The 17,195-nt window shown below is 50.3% G+C and carries 19 protein-coding genes and 1 tRNA gene; 14 read left to right on the forward strand and 6 right to left on the reverse strand.

Annotated features, from left to right (window positions below):
• The first annotated feature begins 11 nt into the window (after positions 1–11).
• Genes P1P86_08490 through P1P86_08525 form a run of 8 tightly spaced genes read left to right on the forward strand, consistent with a single transcriptional unit; the run spans position 12 to position 5,043 of the window.
• Complete coding sequence (locus P1P86_08490; protein ID MDF1575211.1) at positions 12–533, forward strand: YeeE/YedE thiosulfate transporter family protein; 522 nt, start codon at positions 12–14, stop codon at positions 531–533.
• Entirely contained in the window at positions 524–1,132 is a 609-nt protein-coding gene (locus P1P86_08495) for a YeeE/YedE thiosulfate transporter family protein (protein MDF1575212.1), read from the forward strand. Before P1P86_08490 ends, P1P86_08495 begins: the two co-directional genes overlap by 10 nt.
• Positions 1,129–1,689 carry a rhodanese-like domain-containing protein gene (locus P1P86_08500; GenBank protein MDF1575213.1) on the forward strand — a complete coding sequence of 187 codons (561 nt, stop codon included), beginning with the start codon at positions 1,129–1,131 and terminating at the stop codon, positions 1,687–1,689. Before P1P86_08495 ends, P1P86_08500 begins: the two co-directional genes overlap by 4 nt.
• 42 nt (positions 1,690–1,731) lie before the next feature.
• A complete protein-coding gene (locus P1P86_08505; GenBank protein ID MDF1575214.1) occupies positions 1,732–1,848 on the forward strand; it encodes a DUF1287 domain-containing protein in 117 nt (38 codons plus the stop codon).
• Between the two features lie 9 nt (positions 1,849–1,857).
• Positions 1,858–2,643, forward strand: a complete 786-nt coding sequence (locus P1P86_08510; protein MDF1575215.1) for a PhzF family phenazine biosynthesis protein — start codon at positions 1,858–1,860, stop codon at positions 2,641–2,643.
• 14 nt (positions 2,644–2,657) lie between these two features.
• Entirely contained in the window at positions 2,658–3,527 is an 870-nt protein-coding gene (locus tag P1P86_08515) for an alpha/beta fold hydrolase (protein MDF1575216.1), read from the forward strand.
• Between the two features lie 30 nt (positions 3,528–3,557).
• The gene (locus P1P86_08520) at positions 3,558–3,755 is read left to right on the forward strand and encodes a hypothetical protein (GenBank protein ID MDF1575217.1); all 198 of its coding nucleotides are present in this window, start codon (positions 3,558–3,560) and stop codon (positions 3,753–3,755) included.
• Between the two features lie 28 nt (positions 3,756–3,783).
• Positions 3,784–5,043, forward strand: a complete 1,260-nt coding sequence (locus P1P86_08525; protein ID MDF1575218.1) for a hypothetical protein — start codon at positions 3,784–3,786, stop codon at positions 5,041–5,043.
• Positions 5,044–5,059: 16 nt separating this feature from the next.
• On the opposite strand, the gene P1P86_08530 is transcribed toward P1P86_08525, so the two are convergent.
• Positions 5,060–6,034 carry an aldo/keto reductase gene (locus P1P86_08530; protein ID MDF1575219.1) on the reverse strand — a complete coding sequence of 325 codons (975 nt, stop codon included), beginning with the start codon at positions 6,032–6,034 and terminating at the stop codon, positions 5,060–5,062.
• A 96-nt stretch (positions 6,035–6,130) separates the two neighbouring features.
• Between P1P86_08530 and P1P86_08535 the strand changes: the two genes are divergently transcribed.
• Positions 6,131–6,901, forward strand: a complete 771-nt coding sequence (locus tag P1P86_08535) for an SGNH/GDSL hydrolase family protein (GenBank protein MDF1575220.1) — start codon at positions 6,131–6,133, stop codon at positions 6,899–6,901.
• On the opposite strand, the gene P1P86_08540 is transcribed toward P1P86_08535, so the two are convergent.
• Positions 6,898–7,971 carry a nitronate monooxygenase gene (locus P1P86_08540; protein ID MDF1575221.1) on the reverse strand — a complete coding sequence of 358 codons (1,074 nt, stop codon included), beginning with the start codon at positions 7,969–7,971 and terminating at the stop codon, positions 6,898–6,900. The two genes, P1P86_08535 and P1P86_08540, sit on opposite strands and share 4 nt — an antisense overlap.
• Before the next feature lie 66 nt (positions 7,972–8,037).
• Between P1P86_08540 and P1P86_08545 the strand changes: the two genes are divergently transcribed.
• The 4 genes from P1P86_08545 (at position 8,038) to P1P86_08560 (ending at position 12,122) form a co-directional block, all read left to right on the forward strand.
• Positions 8,038–9,405, forward strand: coding sequence for an MFS transporter (locus P1P86_08545; GenBank protein ID MDF1575222.1), 1,368 nt, complete (start codon positions 8,038–8,040; stop codon positions 9,403–9,405).
• Positions 9,406–10,279: 874 nt separating this feature from the next.
• Entirely contained in the window at positions 10,280–10,765 is a 486-nt protein-coding gene (locus tag P1P86_08550; GenBank protein MDF1575223.1) for a DUF4256 domain-containing protein, read from the forward strand.
• Positions 10,743–10,841: a DUF4256 domain-containing protein gene (locus tag P1P86_08555; protein ID MDF1575224.1), complete on the forward strand. Its 99-nt coding sequence runs from the start codon at positions 10,743–10,745 to the stop codon at positions 10,839–10,841. Before P1P86_08550 ends, P1P86_08555 begins: the two co-directional genes overlap by 23 nt.
• Before the next feature lie 42 nt (positions 10,842–10,883).
• Complete coding sequence (locus tag P1P86_08560; GenBank protein ID MDF1575225.1) at positions 10,884–12,122, forward strand: DNA alkylation repair protein; 1,239 nt, start codon at positions 10,884–10,886, stop codon at positions 12,120–12,122.
• On the opposite strand, the gene P1P86_08565 is transcribed toward P1P86_08560, so the two are convergent.
• The 4 genes from P1P86_08565 to P1P86_08580 all read right to left on the reverse strand — a co-directional run bounded on the left by P1P86_08565 (position 12,007) and on the right by P1P86_08580 (position 16,546).
• The gene (locus tag P1P86_08565) at positions 12,007–13,362 is read right to left on the reverse strand and encodes an alpha-L-fucosidase (GenBank protein ID MDF1575226.1); all 1,356 of its coding nucleotides are present in this window, start codon (positions 13,360–13,362) and stop codon (positions 12,007–12,009) included. The genes P1P86_08560 and P1P86_08565 overlap by 116 nt on opposite strands.
• Before the next feature lie 98 nt (positions 13,363–13,460).
• The gene (locus tag P1P86_08570; protein ID MDF1575227.1) at positions 13,461–14,705 is read right to left on the reverse strand and encodes a serpin family protein; all 1,245 of its coding nucleotides are present in this window, start codon (positions 14,703–14,705) and stop codon (positions 13,461–13,463) included.
• Positions 14,706–14,893: 188 nt separating this feature from the next.
• Positions 14,894–16,078, reverse strand: a complete 1,185-nt coding sequence (locus tag P1P86_08575) for a S8 family serine peptidase (GenBank protein ID MDF1575228.1) — start codon at positions 16,076–16,078, stop codon at positions 14,894–14,896.
• Positions 16,079–16,461: 383 nt separating this feature from the next.
• Positions 16,462–16,546: transfer RNA gene (locus P1P86_08580), tRNA-Ser, on the reverse strand.
• Positions 16,547–16,883: 337 nt separating this feature from the next.
• On the opposite strand from P1P86_08580, the gene P1P86_08585 reads away from it, so the two are divergent.
• The gene (locus P1P86_08585) at positions 16,884–17,156 is read left to right on the forward strand and encodes an HU family DNA-binding protein (protein MDF1575229.1); all 273 of its coding nucleotides are present in this window, start codon (positions 16,884–16,886) and stop codon (positions 17,154–17,156) included.
• Positions 17,157–17,195 lie beyond the last annotated feature (39 nt).

Consider the following 17,195-nt stretch of genomic DNA (forward strand, 5'->3'; position numbering starts at 1 on the left):
ACTTTATGCTTATGAAGAATAGAGAATCGCGCCCCTACTGGAACCCCTACCTGGTGGGAACGGGCATTGGCCTGCTGATCATCCTCTCGTTTGTAGTTACCGGAAGGGGACTTGGTGCCATTGGGGCATTCAATGGGATTTTGGCTTCCCTGGTGCATGCCATCGCCCCTGACTATGCTCTTTCGAAAACGGCCTATTCAACTTACCTGGCTGGTGTGGACCATCCGCTGAAAGATTGGGTGGTCATAGAAATCGCCGGTGTTTGTATTGGAGGACTTCTCTCGGGGATTGTATCTCGGCGTTTCAGATTCGAAGTGATCAAAGGCCCCCGTATTTCAAATCTGACCAGGCTTATCTTTGCCTTTTCGGGCGGAATGCTGATGGCTGTTGCTGCCAAGTTTACGCGTGGCTGCACGAGCGGACTGGCTCTCAGCGGGGGCTCCGTTTTAAGTCCGGGGGCCTGGCTGTTTATGATTTCGGTTTTTATAGGTGGTTACTCCATTGCCTGGTTAATGAAAAAAGCATGGAACTGATGGCACCTCTTCAATTTTCTTACCAGGTTCCGGAGGGACTGCTTCTCCTCTTTGCGCTCTTAACGGGGATTGCCTTCGGAATGTTCCTGGAAAAGGCAGGTTTCGGAAATGCCCGCAAGCTGGTTCAGCAATTTTATTTTACCGATATGGCGATGTTCAAGGTGCTGTTCTCGGCAATCGTAACCGCCATGCTGGGCATTTACTGGCTCAGTTACTTCGGAATTCTGGATATTACCCAGATCTATATCAACGGGACCTACCTGTGGCCCCAGGTGGTGGGTGGTTTGATTTTTGGATTTGGCTTTGTGCTGTCGGGACTGTGTCCGGGTACCTCCTGCGTGGCTGTCTTCACTGGTAAACTGGATGGCCTGGCTGTTTTTGCAGGGATGTTTACCGGGTTAATTCTCTTTGCAGAGACAGAATCTTTTCTGAAAGGAGCTCTTTCTTTTTCCTCTTTGGGAGATATCTCCCTGTATGAGCTGTTCCATATGGAGTACGGCTTACTTACCTTCCTGATTGTTGTTATTGCTGTTATCGCTTTCTGGCTGGCCGGAAGGGTGGAGAATGGGTTTCATAAAATTAGCTCCGGGAAATCATGAAGATCAACCACCTGCTTGCCATCCTCGCCATCCTTGCAGGAATAAGCGCCGCCTTCACCTATCATGCAGGCAAAAACGGGCTTTACCCGGATTGGAAATTTCATAAGGAGCGCTTGGAGGGAAAACGGCTGGGCTTTATTTCCGCCCACCACCTGGCAGACCTCCTGTACAGCAAAGAGGACGGTATCAAGCTTTTGGATACCCGAGCAAAGAAAGACTATGAACACTACCATATTCCAAGGGCCCTGTGGTTTGATCCCGGTAAGGGAAGGGAGAAGGGACAGGGAGCCGGTATAATCATTGTATATGGGGAGGATGAGGAAAACGGCCCGTACGAGCTGGCCAGAGAACTTCCGGGAAAGGTGTATGTTTTGAAGGGTGGAATGGATGCCTGGCATTCTCTGGTCCTGTTTCCGGACTTCCAGACCTTTCATGTGAGGAACAGCGATCTGCTGGAGCATGTTTTGAGAAGAAGCGGCTTTTTTGGCGGGAAAGCGCAGAATACCCAGCTGTTAAATATAGAAGTGCGGGAAAGCCGTTACCGGGAAGGGTGCTGATCTTTATCTACCCGGGATGAAACGTCTGTTTACAATAAGCGGATGTCACCCGACGGATTACGTCCCCTGATGGTGCATAACATAGGAAACGGCCAGGTACTTGAGGACTGCCTGTTTGATTATCGGATCATTGGTCACTATATTTATAATGGCAAATAAATGGACAAGATGAAACAAAGCATTTTCCAGGTTGATGCATTTACGCAGGAAAAATTCAAGGGAAATCCGGCAGCGGTATGCATCCTGGATCAATGGCCGGAGGAGGCTAAGATGCAGCTAATTGCCAATGAAAACAACCTTTCGGAGACTGCTTTTGCCGTACCGGCAGGGGAATGCTACGAGATTCGCTGGTTCACCCCCGAAATGGAGGTGGAGCTGTGCGGCCACGCCACCCTGGCTACGGCCCATGTCCTGTTTAACCACCTGGATCAACCCGGCGGGCGGATCTGTTTTGAGTCCATTCACAGCGGGAGACTGACTGTGAAACAGAAAGGGGACCTGCTTACCCTCGATTTCCCTGCTGACCGGATCGAAGAAATGCTTATTCCCGGGCTGATAGCCACAGCCCTGATGAAACCTCCCCTGAAAGCTTTCCGTGGGAAAACCGACTTTATGTTTTTATTTGCCAGCGAGTCCGAGATTCGAAACATGGAGCCGGATTTTGGTCTTCTGGCCCAGGTTGGGGGTAGGGGTGTGATTGTGACCGCCCCCGGGAATGAAGTGGATTTTGTATCCCGTTTTTTCGCCCCCCAGACCGGTATCCATGAAGACCCCGTGACCGGTTCGGCTCATACGACCCTGACTCCGTACTGGTCGAAGGTGCTGGGTAAGAAGAAGCTGACGGCACGGCAGCTGTCGGCCCGTGGAGGAGAGCTGATTTGTGAAGACCGGGGGGACCGGATTGAGATCTCCGGGCACGCGGTGACCTATATGATCGGACAAATAGACATTTAAAAGAAATACGGCACATGAGATTTTCTGAGGACCGCATCGAAAAACTGCACTGCAGCGACGGTATACTGCGCGACGTGCATATCTGGGAACCTGCCGGCCCCCGGGCCGTTTTTCTGACCCTGCACGGACTTATGGACCATGGTGGGAACTATAAAAACCCGGGCCTCTTTATGAAAGAGCAGGGTTATGCCCTGGTGGCGCCCGACCAGCAGGGACATGACCGGAAGAGGAAAGCACATGTTTCCCGCTTCGACCGCTACCTGGATGATCTGCAGCTGATGCTCGACTGGGTAAAAGAGAATTACAAGGGGCTTCCCGTATTTATCATGGGGCATTCCATGGGTGGGTTGATGCTTACCCACTTTGGCATCAGACGCTTTCAGGGAGACCCTGCTGTAAAAGGATTTATTATGTCCGCCCCGGGCTATGAAAACAGCGTCCGGACCTCCGGATTCCTGATCGCGGTCGCAAAATTCCTGTCTGTGGCAGCCCCGAAAATGGCCGTTCCCATTGAGAATCTCAGGTTACATGTGACCCGGGATGAAGCCGAATACAAACGGATGCGTGAAGATGAAAAAGACGGGATCCAGGCGACACGTATGTCGGCCCGCCTGGGAGCCGAGTTTTTAAAGGCCCAGGAGTGGGTTCCGGGACATATGGACCAATGGAAACATCCCCTGCTGGTTATTTTACCCGGGGCAGACAGGCTGATTAATCCGGAGGTGACCAGAAAACTGCTTTCGAAGATAGAGAAGGGATTGGTGACGGTTCTGGAGTACCCCGATAATTATCATGAGAGCTTCAACGAGTTGAACCGGAAGGAGGTTTTTACCGCTGTCCTGGAGTGGTGCCAGGCACGGCTCTATGCGAACAAAGATTTGTAATTGAATAAATTACATATTAAATTGTGAGCTATGTATTATCTGATTGTACGTAATCTGGGTGCTCCCCGGTGCGTCGATCGAAATGAGGAGGATATTTACGAGGATGGAATGTCGTTCGACTGTACCCCGCACCTGGAATGTCATCCGGAGGAGTTCGTGAAAGAGGTGGAGATCCTCTGTATAGAACACCCCGAGGACCCAATCGTAGCCATGGTATTCAGGGATTAAACTTTCCTTTCATATAAAATATGCCGGAATGAAAAAGCCTGCTCTCCTTATAACAGGAGCCATATTTTTAATAGCTGTAAGTGGATGCACCTCGGTAAAACGGTTCAGAACGGCTGAGTTTAAAGGGATGGATAACCATCTGGCGGATGTGGAGCTGTTTAATGCCAGCTTGTCCGCTGAACCCGCCGCGATCCAGGAAAAAAACCTGTGGTCGCTGAGCGCCAATGCCCAGGCACGTCTGGTACAGATACTGGATGAAAGATACCCGGATAATGAGCAGTTCATGAGTGCCATGGCCGGCACATACGGGTCCGCTATGTTTCCGGTGGAGGATTACACACGGAAAGATCTTCGAATGGTGTTTACTATTAGTAAGAGCCGTGACTACGCCAAATTGAATGATGCCGGAGAAAGGTTCTCTCCGGCCGACCGGATCGAATATCTCAGGCTTAGTTTGGAGATTCCGGAGGATTACGGCCTGAGGTTTTTGGAATGGAACCGCTACTCCACCGAGTACGGGGAGATTGATATTGCAGATGTCAGTTTCTCCCGGAACCTGGATTTGTCAGTGGAAGGCAGTCCTGCAAGCCTGGACGTGGGATCAGAGGCTGCTCTGGGCAGGAATGAGAAGCAGGTGGTCAGCAAGCGTTATCTGAAACTGAATGGAAGCATCAGTGATCATAAAGCTGTGATCGAATCGGAGGGTACCCGGGAGCTTGATCTGACCGGGAATGTTATTGCCGATGTATCCCTTGCCTTTGCCGGTTTTCCGGAACTGATTGTGGTTCCGGTATTTGTGGATAGCGGAGAAGCTGCAGGGAGGGAAAAGGTGCTTGCTCTGAAATTTGTGGATGTGTTGGTTCCGGCCATGGAGGATGCGCCGGACACTCTGTTTGCGGAGCTCTCCATGGAGTATATCTACCGGCATGTGCAGTCGGGATGGAAGACCTTCGCCGAGTGGGACGATGGGGTCGAGTATTACCAGGGCAGCATCCGTAAACGGGTTCCTCTGTTTCTGAAGAAAGATTATCTGCCTCGGCTCTACTGCATTGGAAGCGACCTGGGAGAAAAGAAGACCCTGAAATTCCGGACCGGAACGGACAGGGAATACCAGTTGCAATTCATGGACCGCGGGGATGCCGGCCGTTTTCTGCAATGGCTGGAGGATCCCTTACAAAGGCAGACTGAGCCGGTCTATATAGGAAGCAACGAGTTACTCTATAAAGGGATTCCCCTCACCCCCGGGGAGCTGATCCGGAACCGTTTGAAGGTCATGCCGGTCTATTAGGGCCGGGTTTGATCGTTTATTTCCCTCCGTACCAGAAACCGCGGTTCCAGCTGTGTTCCCGCAGCCGGACCAGGATCTCTTCGGACAGATCGGGCAGGTCCGACACAGCAGTATTCATGATGGCCTGTTGTTTGTTCCGGATTCCCGGGATCACCGTGGATACGGCCTCGTGAGACAGGGCAAATTTAAGTGCCAGTTCGGGCATGGAGTAGCCACTGTCCTTAAATTCTTTTTTAATCTTCTCGGTTCTGTGCACGCCCCGCTCCAGACGATCGCCGGCAAAGTAGTTGCTCCGGAAGTCGTCCGCACCAAAGCTTTCCTTGCCCGTATATTTTCCTGTCAACACGCCTTCATCGAAAGCAACCCGCACAATTATTCCGGTTCCTGTTTCTATCGCTACCGGAAAAAGCTGGGCCGCCGGTTCCTGCTCAAAAATATTGTAGATCACCTGCAGGACATCCACCATGCCCTCCCGCATAAGCTGTATGACGCAGTTCTGATCATGTTCCGGCGTTGAAATACCCACCTGTTTGATCAGACCTTCAGCCTTCATCTTATGCAGGGTTTTCAGAGCCACCGGCTTATCATTCCAGGCCCGGGTCCAGGTGTGCAGCAAGAGCACATCCAGGCTCTCGGTCTGCAGGTTGTTCAGTCGCTGCTCCACATTTTCGCGCAAATACTTTTCTGAATAGCGTTCCTCAATCTTGCAGTAGGGCGACGGGGGCCATTTTCCCGGGGCCGGCGGGGTTTTCGTGCAGACGTACACCTTTTCCGGCCTGGATTTCAGGAACTTGCCAATAATCCGTTCCGATTTTCCATCCCCGTAGCCTGCTGCGGTGTCGATGAAATTGACTCCCCGGTCCAGGGCGGTTGCCAGGCCTTCCAGGGAATCTTCCTCCGACTGTGCTCCCCAGCTGCCGCCGATGGCCCATGCTCCGAATCCGATCTCCGAGATCTCAGGACCTGTTTTTCCAAATACGCGTTTTTTCATTTGCTGAAATTTTATTTAAAACTACAGCAATCGGCAGAATTCTGCAAAAAGGTTTTTATTATCTTTAGTCTCTCTCAACCATAAGAATCCGAAAGCATGAAACAATCCAGGCCTTATTCCAGAAGAACCTTTTTTAAGAGCGCGGGTATGGGTGCTGCCGCCGTGGCAGGTCTGCCTTTCCTGGCTAAATCCTGTGTAACACACGCAGATAGGGTGAACGTACATGATTTTTTCTCGGAGGGGGACGTGGTGCTGTTCCAGGGCGACTCCATCACCGACGCGGGAAGAAGCCGGGAACAGGAACTGCCCAATCATGCAGGGTCCTTCGGTGGGGGATATGCCAGCCATATCGCTTCCTGGCTGCTGGCAGAGATGCCGGCCAGCCGGCTGAGCATCTATAACCGGGGGATCAGCGGGAACAAGGTGTACCAGCTGGCCGAACGCTGGGACAGGGACTGCCTGGATCTGAAACCGGATGTACTGAGCATCCTGATCGGGGTGAACGATTACTGGCATTTCCGGAACGGGAACTACGACGGCACTCCGGAAATCTACAAGAACGACTTCAGGAAGCTGCTGACGCGGACCAGGGAAGCCCTTCCCGGTCTGAAACTGGTCATCTGTCAGCCCTTTATCCTGACCGGGACCAGTGCGGTGGACGAATCCTGGGTGGAGCCCTTCAGCACCTACCAGGCCATTGCGAAAAAGATCGCGGACGAGTTCGGAGCGGTATGGGTGCCCTTCCAGGAGGCCTTTGACAGTGCCATCGAAGTAGCCGACCCGGCCTACTGGGCAGCCGACGGGGTACACCCCTCCATGGCCGGGGCCCAGCTGATGGCAAACACCTGGCTGGAAGCGCTGGTTTAAGACTTAGCAGCCTCGTTGTACTCCTGCTGGAGTTCGTCGAAAACCTCTTTTACCGTGGAGATGCGATGAATTCTTCCGGCATTGGCTCCGACAAAAGCAAAGCCATCTTTCAGATTTCCCCTGAATGCATTCACAAGAGCGTCTGAAATGCAGTAGAGGGTCGTTTTGGGATTGCAGGAGCGGATGCAGTTGTGCTGGCAGACCGCGGGCCTTCTTTGTCCATCGCCGGCTTCCTGCAAAAAGCGGTTGAAAATCGACCGGCCGGGCATGCCCACCGGGCTTTTGATGATCTGAATATCCTCTTCTTTTGCTTCTACAACAGCCTGCTTGAATTCTTCTGAGGCGTCACACTCTTCCGTGGCCACAAAACGGGTGCCCAGCTGAACGGCGCTGGCCCCCTTTTTCATGATTTCCAGGATATCTTTCCCGTTGAAGATGCCTCCTGCGGCGATCACCGGGATCTCTTTGTTGAATTTTTCCTTGATCTCCCCGGCTACCTTGACCACTTCTGCCACCAGGTTTTCCAGGGTATTCCCAACTTCTTCCAGGGCATTGGCCTTAAAGCCCAGGTGTCCTCCCGCCTTCGGACCCTCAACCACGAATGCATCCGGCAGGTAATTGTAATTCTGTTGCCATTTTTGTGCAATGATATTGGCCGCCCTTCCCGAGGAGACAATGGGAACCAGCTTTGTTTTGCTTCCCTTGGTCAGGTAGGAGGGGAGATCCAGCGGAAGTCCCGCTCCGGAAAAGATGATATCGATTCCTTCTTCGATGGAGGTTTTCACCATGTCTGAAAAATCGGTCAGTACCGACATGATATTTACTCCCAGTACCCCGGAGGTCAGGGTACGTGCTTTCCGGATTTCCCTCCGGACCCCTTCGATGTTCCCCTTCTTCCAGCCCAGCTTGCTCGGTAATCCGGTCTGACCAATTCCCACGGTGGAAATAATCCCGATGCCACCCATATTGGCGACGGCCGAGGCAAGCTTCGACAGGGATATGCCAATACCCATCCCCCCTTGTATGATGGGGACCTTAATTTCCAACTCTCCAATTTTCAGCGCTTTCATGCTTATAGCCTTGATGAGTTGTCAAAAGTAATCCATATAATCCACCTTTATAGATTATAGGGATGAATGAGCATACTTAGGGATGGTTTCGCAAAAGGCTCCTATCTTTGTGGGATGAAGCCTAACTGCAACAAACCCTTCCCCGTTTCAAAGTTTCCTTTCTTTTATGGCTGGGTCATCCTGGCTGCCGGGACCTTCGGGATCCTCATGAGCATTCCCGGTCAGACCATGGGAGTATCGGTATTCACCGAAAGCCTGCTTTCTGACCTGCAGATTAACCGTAATCATTTGAGTCTGGCCTATCTGGTGGGGACTTTGGGTTCGGGACTGATGATTACCCGGGCCGGCAAGCTGTATGACCGGTACGGGGCGAGGGTGATGGCATTTGTAGCCGGAGTGATGCTGGGAGTGATGTTGATCTACCTGACCCGCGTCGACCGGCTGGCAGCATCCATGGCGGAAGCCGGCTGGCTTTCTCCCGCATTGATCACTTTTATTCTGCTGGCCTTTGGATTCTGGGGCATCCGTTTTTTCGGGCAGGGACTGCTCACCATGGTTTCCCGGAACATGGTGATGAAATGGTTCAACCGGAGGCGGGGACTGGCCAACGCGGTGCTGGGGATCTTCTCGGCGCTGGGGTTCTCCGTGGCTCCAAAGATCCTAGACCAGGTGATCCTCCGGCTGGAATGGCGGGGGGCCTGGATCTTCCTGGCTCTGCTGGTAGGAATTGCCTTTGCCCTGTTCGTTCTTCTAATCTTCCGGGATAATCCAAAAGACTGCGGATGTGAAGCTGACGGGAGGCTGAAACCGGACAAAGGAAGGCGAATGCCTCCCAGTTTGCCGGATCATGATTTTACCCTTAAAGAAGCCAGGAAGACCCTGGCATTCTGGGTCTTTACCCTGGGTCTTTCTCTTTCTGCACTCTATATCAGCGGGCTCACCTTCCACGTGGTTTCCGTCTTCGAAGCCTCCGGCCTTACCCGGGAGATGGGGCTGGGCATCTTTATCCCAACCTCGCTGATTGCCGTAGGGGTCCAATTCCTGGGGAGCTACGCCAGTGACTATATACGCCTGAAGTTTATCCTGATACTTTTTGGTCTGGGTATGACCCTCTCCATGGTGGGCCTGACCTTGCTGGGAGGCACTCCTCTGGCTTACTGGATGATCATCGCCGGGAATGGAGTGGTCTGGGGCCTCTATACGGTCCTGATCGGGGTTACCTGGCCCCGCTTCTATGGCCTGAAACATCTGGGGGCAATTTCTGGATTTTCCCTGAGCTGGACCGTCATCGGCTCCGCCCTGGGCCCCTACATGTTCAGCGTATCCATGGATATTAGCGGCAGCTATGACCTGGTGGCCTGGATCTGTTTCGGGATCTCCATCCTGGTGGTAGCCCTGGCCTTTAAAGCTGATAATCCTGGCGTGCCGGGATAAAACGGGAAACCATGTCAGGCCGTTCAAGGGCAACTTGTATTCCAAGACATTTCTTAGTAAATTTCTTAGGCCTTTCAAACATAGAGCTTTCCTTTATGTAAGTCAGGGGGCGAAGCTGTTGAAGTACGCCAGCTTAGGTCCACCGTTCCGCTGCTGGGAAAAATATAATAATGCTTGATAAGGATCATAAAACTGATATCTGAGATATCCTGCCTAATACCTCACTCACATGAAAAGTTCAATTGCATTACTGCTGCTACTTTCTATAATAAGCTGTTAGATTCCCAAGAGAAGAATTCATTAAGTACAGAGAGGAAACACTTCAGGAAATTGCTGGTTCAGACAGTACACAAAAGTCTGAACTTGAGGAAGCAATGGAAGCCGCTAATAATGCAAACCTAAGGAAGCAAATAGAATATGTTAGGAATAATCCTGATTCCCCAATATCCCCATATTTGCTAGCCAGGAATTTCTTTGGTTTTCCTATTGAAGAAGCGGAGATTATCCTAAGTAACTTTTCTTCTGAGAATAAGAAAACAGCAATCTGCATTTCATTACAGGAGAAACTAGATATGCTGAAAGCATACAGTAACAGTACATCGATTACAGAATAAAACAGATTCACACTTAATTCCATTCATTCCATGCAACCAATAAATAGATCTGATCCGCAAACCCTAAAGGTCAGGGGATATGATTTGAAATGTCCGGTTTACCAAAATACCTTGTTCTGGAGCAGGCGGGTTCAGCTGAACACTGCCGTAGCCTCGTTTTTCAACCTTGACTGGGCCAACAGAAGTGCCACCTGTTTCATTTGTGCCGATTGCACGCACATATCCTGGTTTTTCGGCCGTCAGTAATAAAGCTCATGAATATGAATAAAAGGAATTTATCGCCTGAACAGAAGGGAGCACTGCTCGGCATTTTAAAGGATCGTTTTGAGAAGAACAGGAACCGCCAAGAGAATCTTGGATGGACAAAAGTCCAGACGAGGATGGAAGCAAATGCTGAGAAGCTCTGGTCGCTGAATGAAATGGAACGGACCGGCGGTGAACCGGATGTCGTCGGTCAGGATAATGCGACGGGCGAATACATTTTTTATGATTGTTCAGCGGAGAGTCCCAGGGGAAGGAGAAGTGTCTGTTATGACGACAGGGCGCTGGAGTCAATTAAAGAATTCAAACCTAAAGATTCCGCTATGGGAATGGCTGAGGCCATGGGCGTTGAGGTTCTTACGGAGGAAGAATACAGGGAGCTGCAGAAACTTGGAAACTTCGATTTGAAAACATCGAGCTGGGTGAAAACGCCCGCTGATATCAGAAAACAGGGGGGGTGCTATCTTTTGCGATCGTCGTTATAATACGGTTTTCAGGTATCATAACGGAGCCGAATCCTACTATGCCGCCAGGGGATTCCGGGGCTCGCTCAGGGTCTGAGTTTTGGCTTTCGCAAAGAAGGACTAAAAACAACGGAGACTAATGACAGAAAGACTGAAAGATCTGTTTTTTTCAAATGAATTCATTAAGGAACTGGGAGAGGCCATTAAGGAAGTCTATCCCGGATTTGATATGGCTGAGTTCAACAGCCTGGTTTATGCGGATGATTGGGGAAGCCAGGAGCTGAAGCAGAAGATGCATCATGTTACCAGCTGTCTGGCAGAAACATTGCCCGTGGATTACCGGGAAGCCCTGGCCATACTGACTGAAATTGCTCCCCGGTTCGGGGGATTTAATGCCCTGGTCTTCCCGGATTTTGTGGAAATGAAAGGATTGGATCATTGGGAATTATCGCTTCCTGCTCTGGCTTTATTTACAGGTTTGTGCAGTTCGGAATTCGCTGTTCGTCCTTTCCTGCTGAAGGATCCGGAAAGAACCATGCCTTATCTGGAGGAATTGGCCAGGGAAAAAAACCTTCACCTGCGCCGGTTGGCCAGTGAGGGTTGTCGCCCCCGTCTTCCGTGGGCCAAGGCATTGCCCATGTTTAAAAAGGATCCGGCTCCCATCTTCCAGATATTGGAAATATTGAAGGAGGACCCGGAGGAATATGTGCGAAAGAGCGTGGCCAATAATCTGAACGATATCTCCAAGGACCATCCGGATAAGGTGCTGGATGTTTGTGAAAGGTGGTACGGCCATCATAAGCACACGGATTGGATCGTGAAAAGAGCCTGCCGTACCCTGCTGAAGGAGGGGAACAAGCGGGCTTTAATGCTTTTTGGTTTTTCCGATCCCGGGGAAATAATTGTAGAGAATTTATCATTCGATCCACAATCAATTTCCATTGGCGCCGCATTGAAGTTTTCCTTTGAGATTAAGCTTAGAGATCCGGGAATCCAACGGGTGAGGCTGGAATATGGAGTGGATTATGTCAAAGCCAATGGGAAGACCTCGCGCAAGATATTTCAGATTAAGGAGGCTGACTTTGAAGCCGGGAGCTACCCCATTACCAGGAAGTATTCCTTTGAGGATATGTCGACCAGGAAGCATTATCCCGGAAAGCATCTATTCACCATTGTAGTAAACGGGGTCGGGAAGGCAGAAGGGATCGTTGATCTCTATTCGGGCTCCGAGTGCCGGCAAAATGCAAAGTTGGGATTCATCCTTATTCCAGCAGGATCACTGATGCGATCTCATCCGGGGCTTTGGCTGGCAGGCTCAGGAGCATGCCGCCATCTTTCGGTTTCATCTCCAGCTCCATTTTCCCATCCAGCAGGGTAGCCTTGGTGAAGCTTCGACCACCGTTTTCCAACCATAGTTTCCCGTCAGCCGGCCAGTCGAACACCACGGCATAAACCGACTCCCCCTTACTCGTATAACGGCCCCAATCCGGCTTGCTGAAAGGACTGGCCTGGCTTCCGTAAATTGCTTCCCCGTTCATATTCAGCCACTGACCTACAGACAAAAGCCTTTCCACACTGGGAGCGGGGATCAGTCCATCTGCTGTTGGTCCCACATTCAGCAGGAAGTTGCCCCCCTTGGAGGCTATGTCCACCAGGTTGCGGATAAGCATGGTATCGGACTTCCAGTTGTGATCAAAATGTTTAAAGCCCCAGGTATCGTTCATGGTCATGCATGATTCCCAGTCCTCCCCTTCGATCCCTGTATCAGGAATTTCCTGCTCGGGAGTGCCGAAATCTCCGGCAAAATCGCCCTCGGCATTCATGCCTGCCATGCCCTGGCGGCCCTTATCTACCCGGTTGTTTACAATCATCTCCGGATCCATATCCGTGATAAACTTGTAGAGGTCCTTGCCCATCTCTGTAGTATAGGCCGGCACCCATTCACCATCAAACCACATGATCCTGGTGGGGTACTTCTCCATCAGTTCCTTCACCTGCGGTTTGAGGTAGTTTTCGTAATACCGGGGGAACTCCGGGTTGCCCACCGAATCTCCGCGCCATTTATTGTAATCGGGTTCCCAGATAGCCTGGGCCTGGGGATGGTGCCAGTCCATGATGGAATGGTAAAAGCCCAGGGTGATGCCCTGTTTCTCGCAGGCTTCCGCAAGCTCTTCCAGGATATCCCGTCCAAAGGGAGTGGAGTCCATAATGTCGTAATCGCTGACCTCGGAATCCCAGAGGCAAAACCCATCGTGGTGCTTGGAGGTGATCACGATGTACTTCATTCCTGCATCTTTGGCTATACCGACCCACTGCTCCGCATCGAACTTCACGGGATTAAACTGTGGGGCTAACTTCTCGTACTCAGCAATGGGAATCTGCAGGTGGTGCATGATCCATTCCGCATTCCTGGCCGGTGTACGCTTGCCATTGAACTCGCCTGCTGGGATGGAATATAGGCCCCAGTGGATGAACATGCCGAAGCGGGCATCTCTCCACCATTCCATTTTATCGGGCTGAGCGTTTGGTTCTGCTGCCTCTGTACCGGCAGGTTTGGGTGGTGTGTTACAGGCCATCAGGAAAGCAGTGGCCAGAATTGCAAGAAAGATTTTTCTCATTGGTGCAGGACTTAGGTTCAGAAACTAAATATACGAACTTTAAGAGTTTTCCCCTCACTCCCGGGAAGGAACCTGATCTGGCTGCAGCTGGCCGCAGATCACTCCTGGTATTCAGGCTTTTCAACCTTCCCCATAAAAACGATGGCCCCGGTGGAGTTTTCTTTAATCAGGTAAAGAAAGGGCCGGTCCGCTTTGAAATAGATGGGGGATCCGCCTCCCTGGGTGCTTAGATTTCTCATCTCAACGATGGTGGCTGCGGCGGCCTCGGTGCCCTCCTCCTGCACATCAATAAAAGTCTGATGAATGACCCTGGAAATAAAGATCTGCATGGAGCTGGTTATTTTGGAAAAGTCGGCCGTGTCAGAAAAGGCAATACCCAGCCCCAGGTTTTTCAAAGGGATGTTGAGTAGTTCTTTAAATTCATACTTGAATTTGGGGAGTTCCACGTGAACTCCGGTGTACAGGGAGCTTTCGAACCAGTCGTTCCATTTTCCAATATCCAGGAGTCCTGTCAGCTCATCCACGTTTTTTCCATCAGAGGGAAGCATTACCAGCATGCTGAAAGCGCTGTCTCCATAAGGCAATTCAACGGCTGTGAAATCGTTATTGCTGATATATTGAAAATTTCCTTCCACATGCATGTAATCGACCTGGTGGGGGGACAGATCAGAGAGAGTGAATTCCCCTTCCCGGGTTTCCGTTTTTTCGAACTCATATTTCCAGGTGGCATTAAAATAGATGGCATTGATCAGGTACATGACGGCGTAATCAGGGATCTCGTCCAGCATGTCCTGTATTTTGTTGTTGGTTTTATCTTCGATCCACTGGTTAATGATATCAACTGTTGCAGGATCTGTGAAATCGACCTCTTCCACGACCGCATCAAAGTAGTCCCGGTTGACCGCGATAAATCCGGGAAATACCTGGAAGCCCTGCCGGTACCAGATGCTGTTGGCCAGGGCGAATTCCACCTGGTCGTCCAGGACCAGCAGCTGATCCATCAGGTCTTTGTAGTTTTCGTTGACCTCTTCGGTCGACAGTCCGCTGAAATGCAATACCTCATTAAATGCCTGGAGGGTGGCTCCCTCTGCTCCGTTGTAGGTCATCCCGAGTGCGTAAGAGACACTCAGAGGCGAGATCATCAGGTTTTGTCCTTCTGCCAGTTGACAAAGCTCTTTGAATAGTTCAAAGCCAAAAGCATTATCTGCCTGGATAATTTCTGCGGCTTTTTTATGCAGGGTTATTTTTGGAATTTCTTTTTCCACCGGATCTGTTTTCTCGCAGGAGAAAGTGAGGCAGGCAGCAATGATCGGGAGGATCGGAAACAGACTGGACTTTTTCATGGGTTCGTCGGTTTGTGACTGTAGGATGCAAATTTAGCAAAGAAGGTTGGGTGTTAACAGGGTTAATCGGGGATTACTCGCAGCCTTGATGCTCCTGATCCCAGAGAGGGGGTCCTGCACTGATTAGAATAACGCAAAAGAGGCTGCCCCTGTAGAGACAGCCTCTTCTTCGGGATGTCACGAAATAGTTAATTATGTGCTATGGGATCGGGTTCTCCATCCGGATCACTATTCACATATCCGTCACTTGACAGGTTTCCACCGGTCGCCAGTAATAATCCACATACATGGGGGGCAGCCATGGAGGTCCCGCTCATGGTGGCATAACCTCCACTTTTGTAGGTGGATAAGACACTTACACCCGGGGCGCAATAATCTATTGGCGGATTTCCATAGTTAGAGAAATATGCAAAGTTATCGTTGATATCCATGGCCGAAACGGTATAAAGGTTGGTTCCGTTAGCGCGGGCAGGAGAATGATTGTTGGCATCATCACTTTCATTTCCGGCAGCAAGTGCTACAAATACGCCTGAAGCTCCCAGGTTTATTACAGCTTCATCAATGGGATCATAAACACTGCCCCCAAGGCTTAAGTTGGCTACATCACCTGGCTGGGCATTGGCGGCCACGTAGTCCACTCCTGCTATGATATCGGTCATGGTTCCTGATCCCCTGCGGTTGAGTACCTTCACCGCGACCACTGTGGCACCGGCAGCAACTCCAACCACACCTATCTCATTATCAATGGCGGCAACAATACCAGCACAGTGGGATCCATGTCCGTTATCGTCCTCCGGGCTAGTGGTTCTGATCACAAATGTTTTGGATTTTAAGGCGTCCACGTTCAGATCGGGATGATCCAGATCGATTCCCGTATCAATGATCCAGGCCACATGGCTTCCTGTATAGGTGATGCTGCCAACCCTGGTAATTCCATAAGGTACCGATTGGGCAGGTGGATCCGTAGGTACAGTTCCGGGTTTTTTGAGGGTAACGATCCGGTCCTCCCAGACACCTTTCACTCCCTCCTGCTTTTTCAGGGCTGATGCCTCTTCCTCACTCAGAGATACGGAAAAGCCTTTGAAAGCGGATCCGTAAATTCTATTCGGAGACTTTCCATCAACTCCGGTTCGTTGAAGAATGCGGGATGCTTCCTCTGAGACCAGGGCCTTACGGGCAGTTTCATCTGCAAGGGTTGATTTAAGTGAGGAGATGGCTCCATCGAGTTGAACAATGTAAACTCCGGGAATCACATCATCGGCAAAGCTTGTTTCGCTCTCATTGTCTATTAGCCCTGGTTCAATGCCAGGATCCTTTTCGCAGGAATACACCAATAGGGCAAGAATGGCCACAAACAGTAAGATTCTTTTCATTTTGATTGGGTTTTAGGTTTAATAAATAGTACCTGTAAAGTAATTATAATTACAGGGAAAGCCATGCATTGTGCATATTTATTTGGATCCGGGAAATCTTTCATCGGGAGGATTACTCGCAGCCTTGCTGCTCCTGATCCCTGAGAGGATAAGAGGGGATTACTCGCAGCCTTGCTGCTCCTGATCCCTGAGAGGATAAGAGGGGATTACTCGCTTCGCTCATGATCCCATTGGGGGAGACCTGCACAGATTCGAAAAACGCAAAATGCACTTTGTGCATCTTTGGTTTTTATTTGCACCTTCTCCTCGCTCAGGCAAGCCTGGCTCGGGAAGCTACAAATAAAAAACCCGCTTGCTGTGCAAACGGGTTTTTCGAATCTTTGCGGAGGAAGAGGGATTCGAACCCCCGGTACCTTACGGTACAACGGTTTTCAAGACCGCCGCATTCGACCACTCTGCCATTCCTCCGGGCGCGAAATTAGTAAAATTTTGCTTTTTGGAGCTGAAAAAGCAGAAGATTATGGCTGGAAAGGGGATGTGTAAAGAGGAAAATTTGTATATTTTAAGTTGACTTTGACAAAAGTGAGTATTGGCGGACCTTGCAGAAGAAATATTCTGCAAAAAGAAAACGGCGAAAATGGCCGTATTTATGCCTGGAATAGTGGGGGAATCTCAGTATTTATACACATTTCAGCGATTTTTTTGCAGGGGATTCTTGGTGGGGTATCAGAAAAAATTATATTTGTATAGAATTTGGCTAGAAAAGTTAAGAAAACATTTTACTAACCCTTAAATTTCATTTATTATGAACAAAGCAGAATTAATAGATGCTGTTGCTTCTGAGTCTAATCTGACTAAGGCAGATGCCAAAAGGGCTCTTGATGCTTTTATCACTACTACTACTGATGCATTGAAGAAAGGTACCCGTGTTGCACTTGTTGGATTTGGATCTTTTTCAGTTTCTGAAAGAGGTGCGAGGACCGGCCGTAATCCGCAAACAGGAGCAGAGATTAAAATTGCTGCCAAGAAAGTTGTGAAGTTCAAAGCTGGAAGTGAGCTCAGTGACGCTGTCAAGTAAAAATATTTGAACTGCATTAAATAGGGAGCGTTTCGCTCC

This window comes from Bacteroidales bacterium (assembly GCA_029210725.1).
GTDB lineage: Bacteria > Bacteroidota > Bacteroidia > Bacteroidales.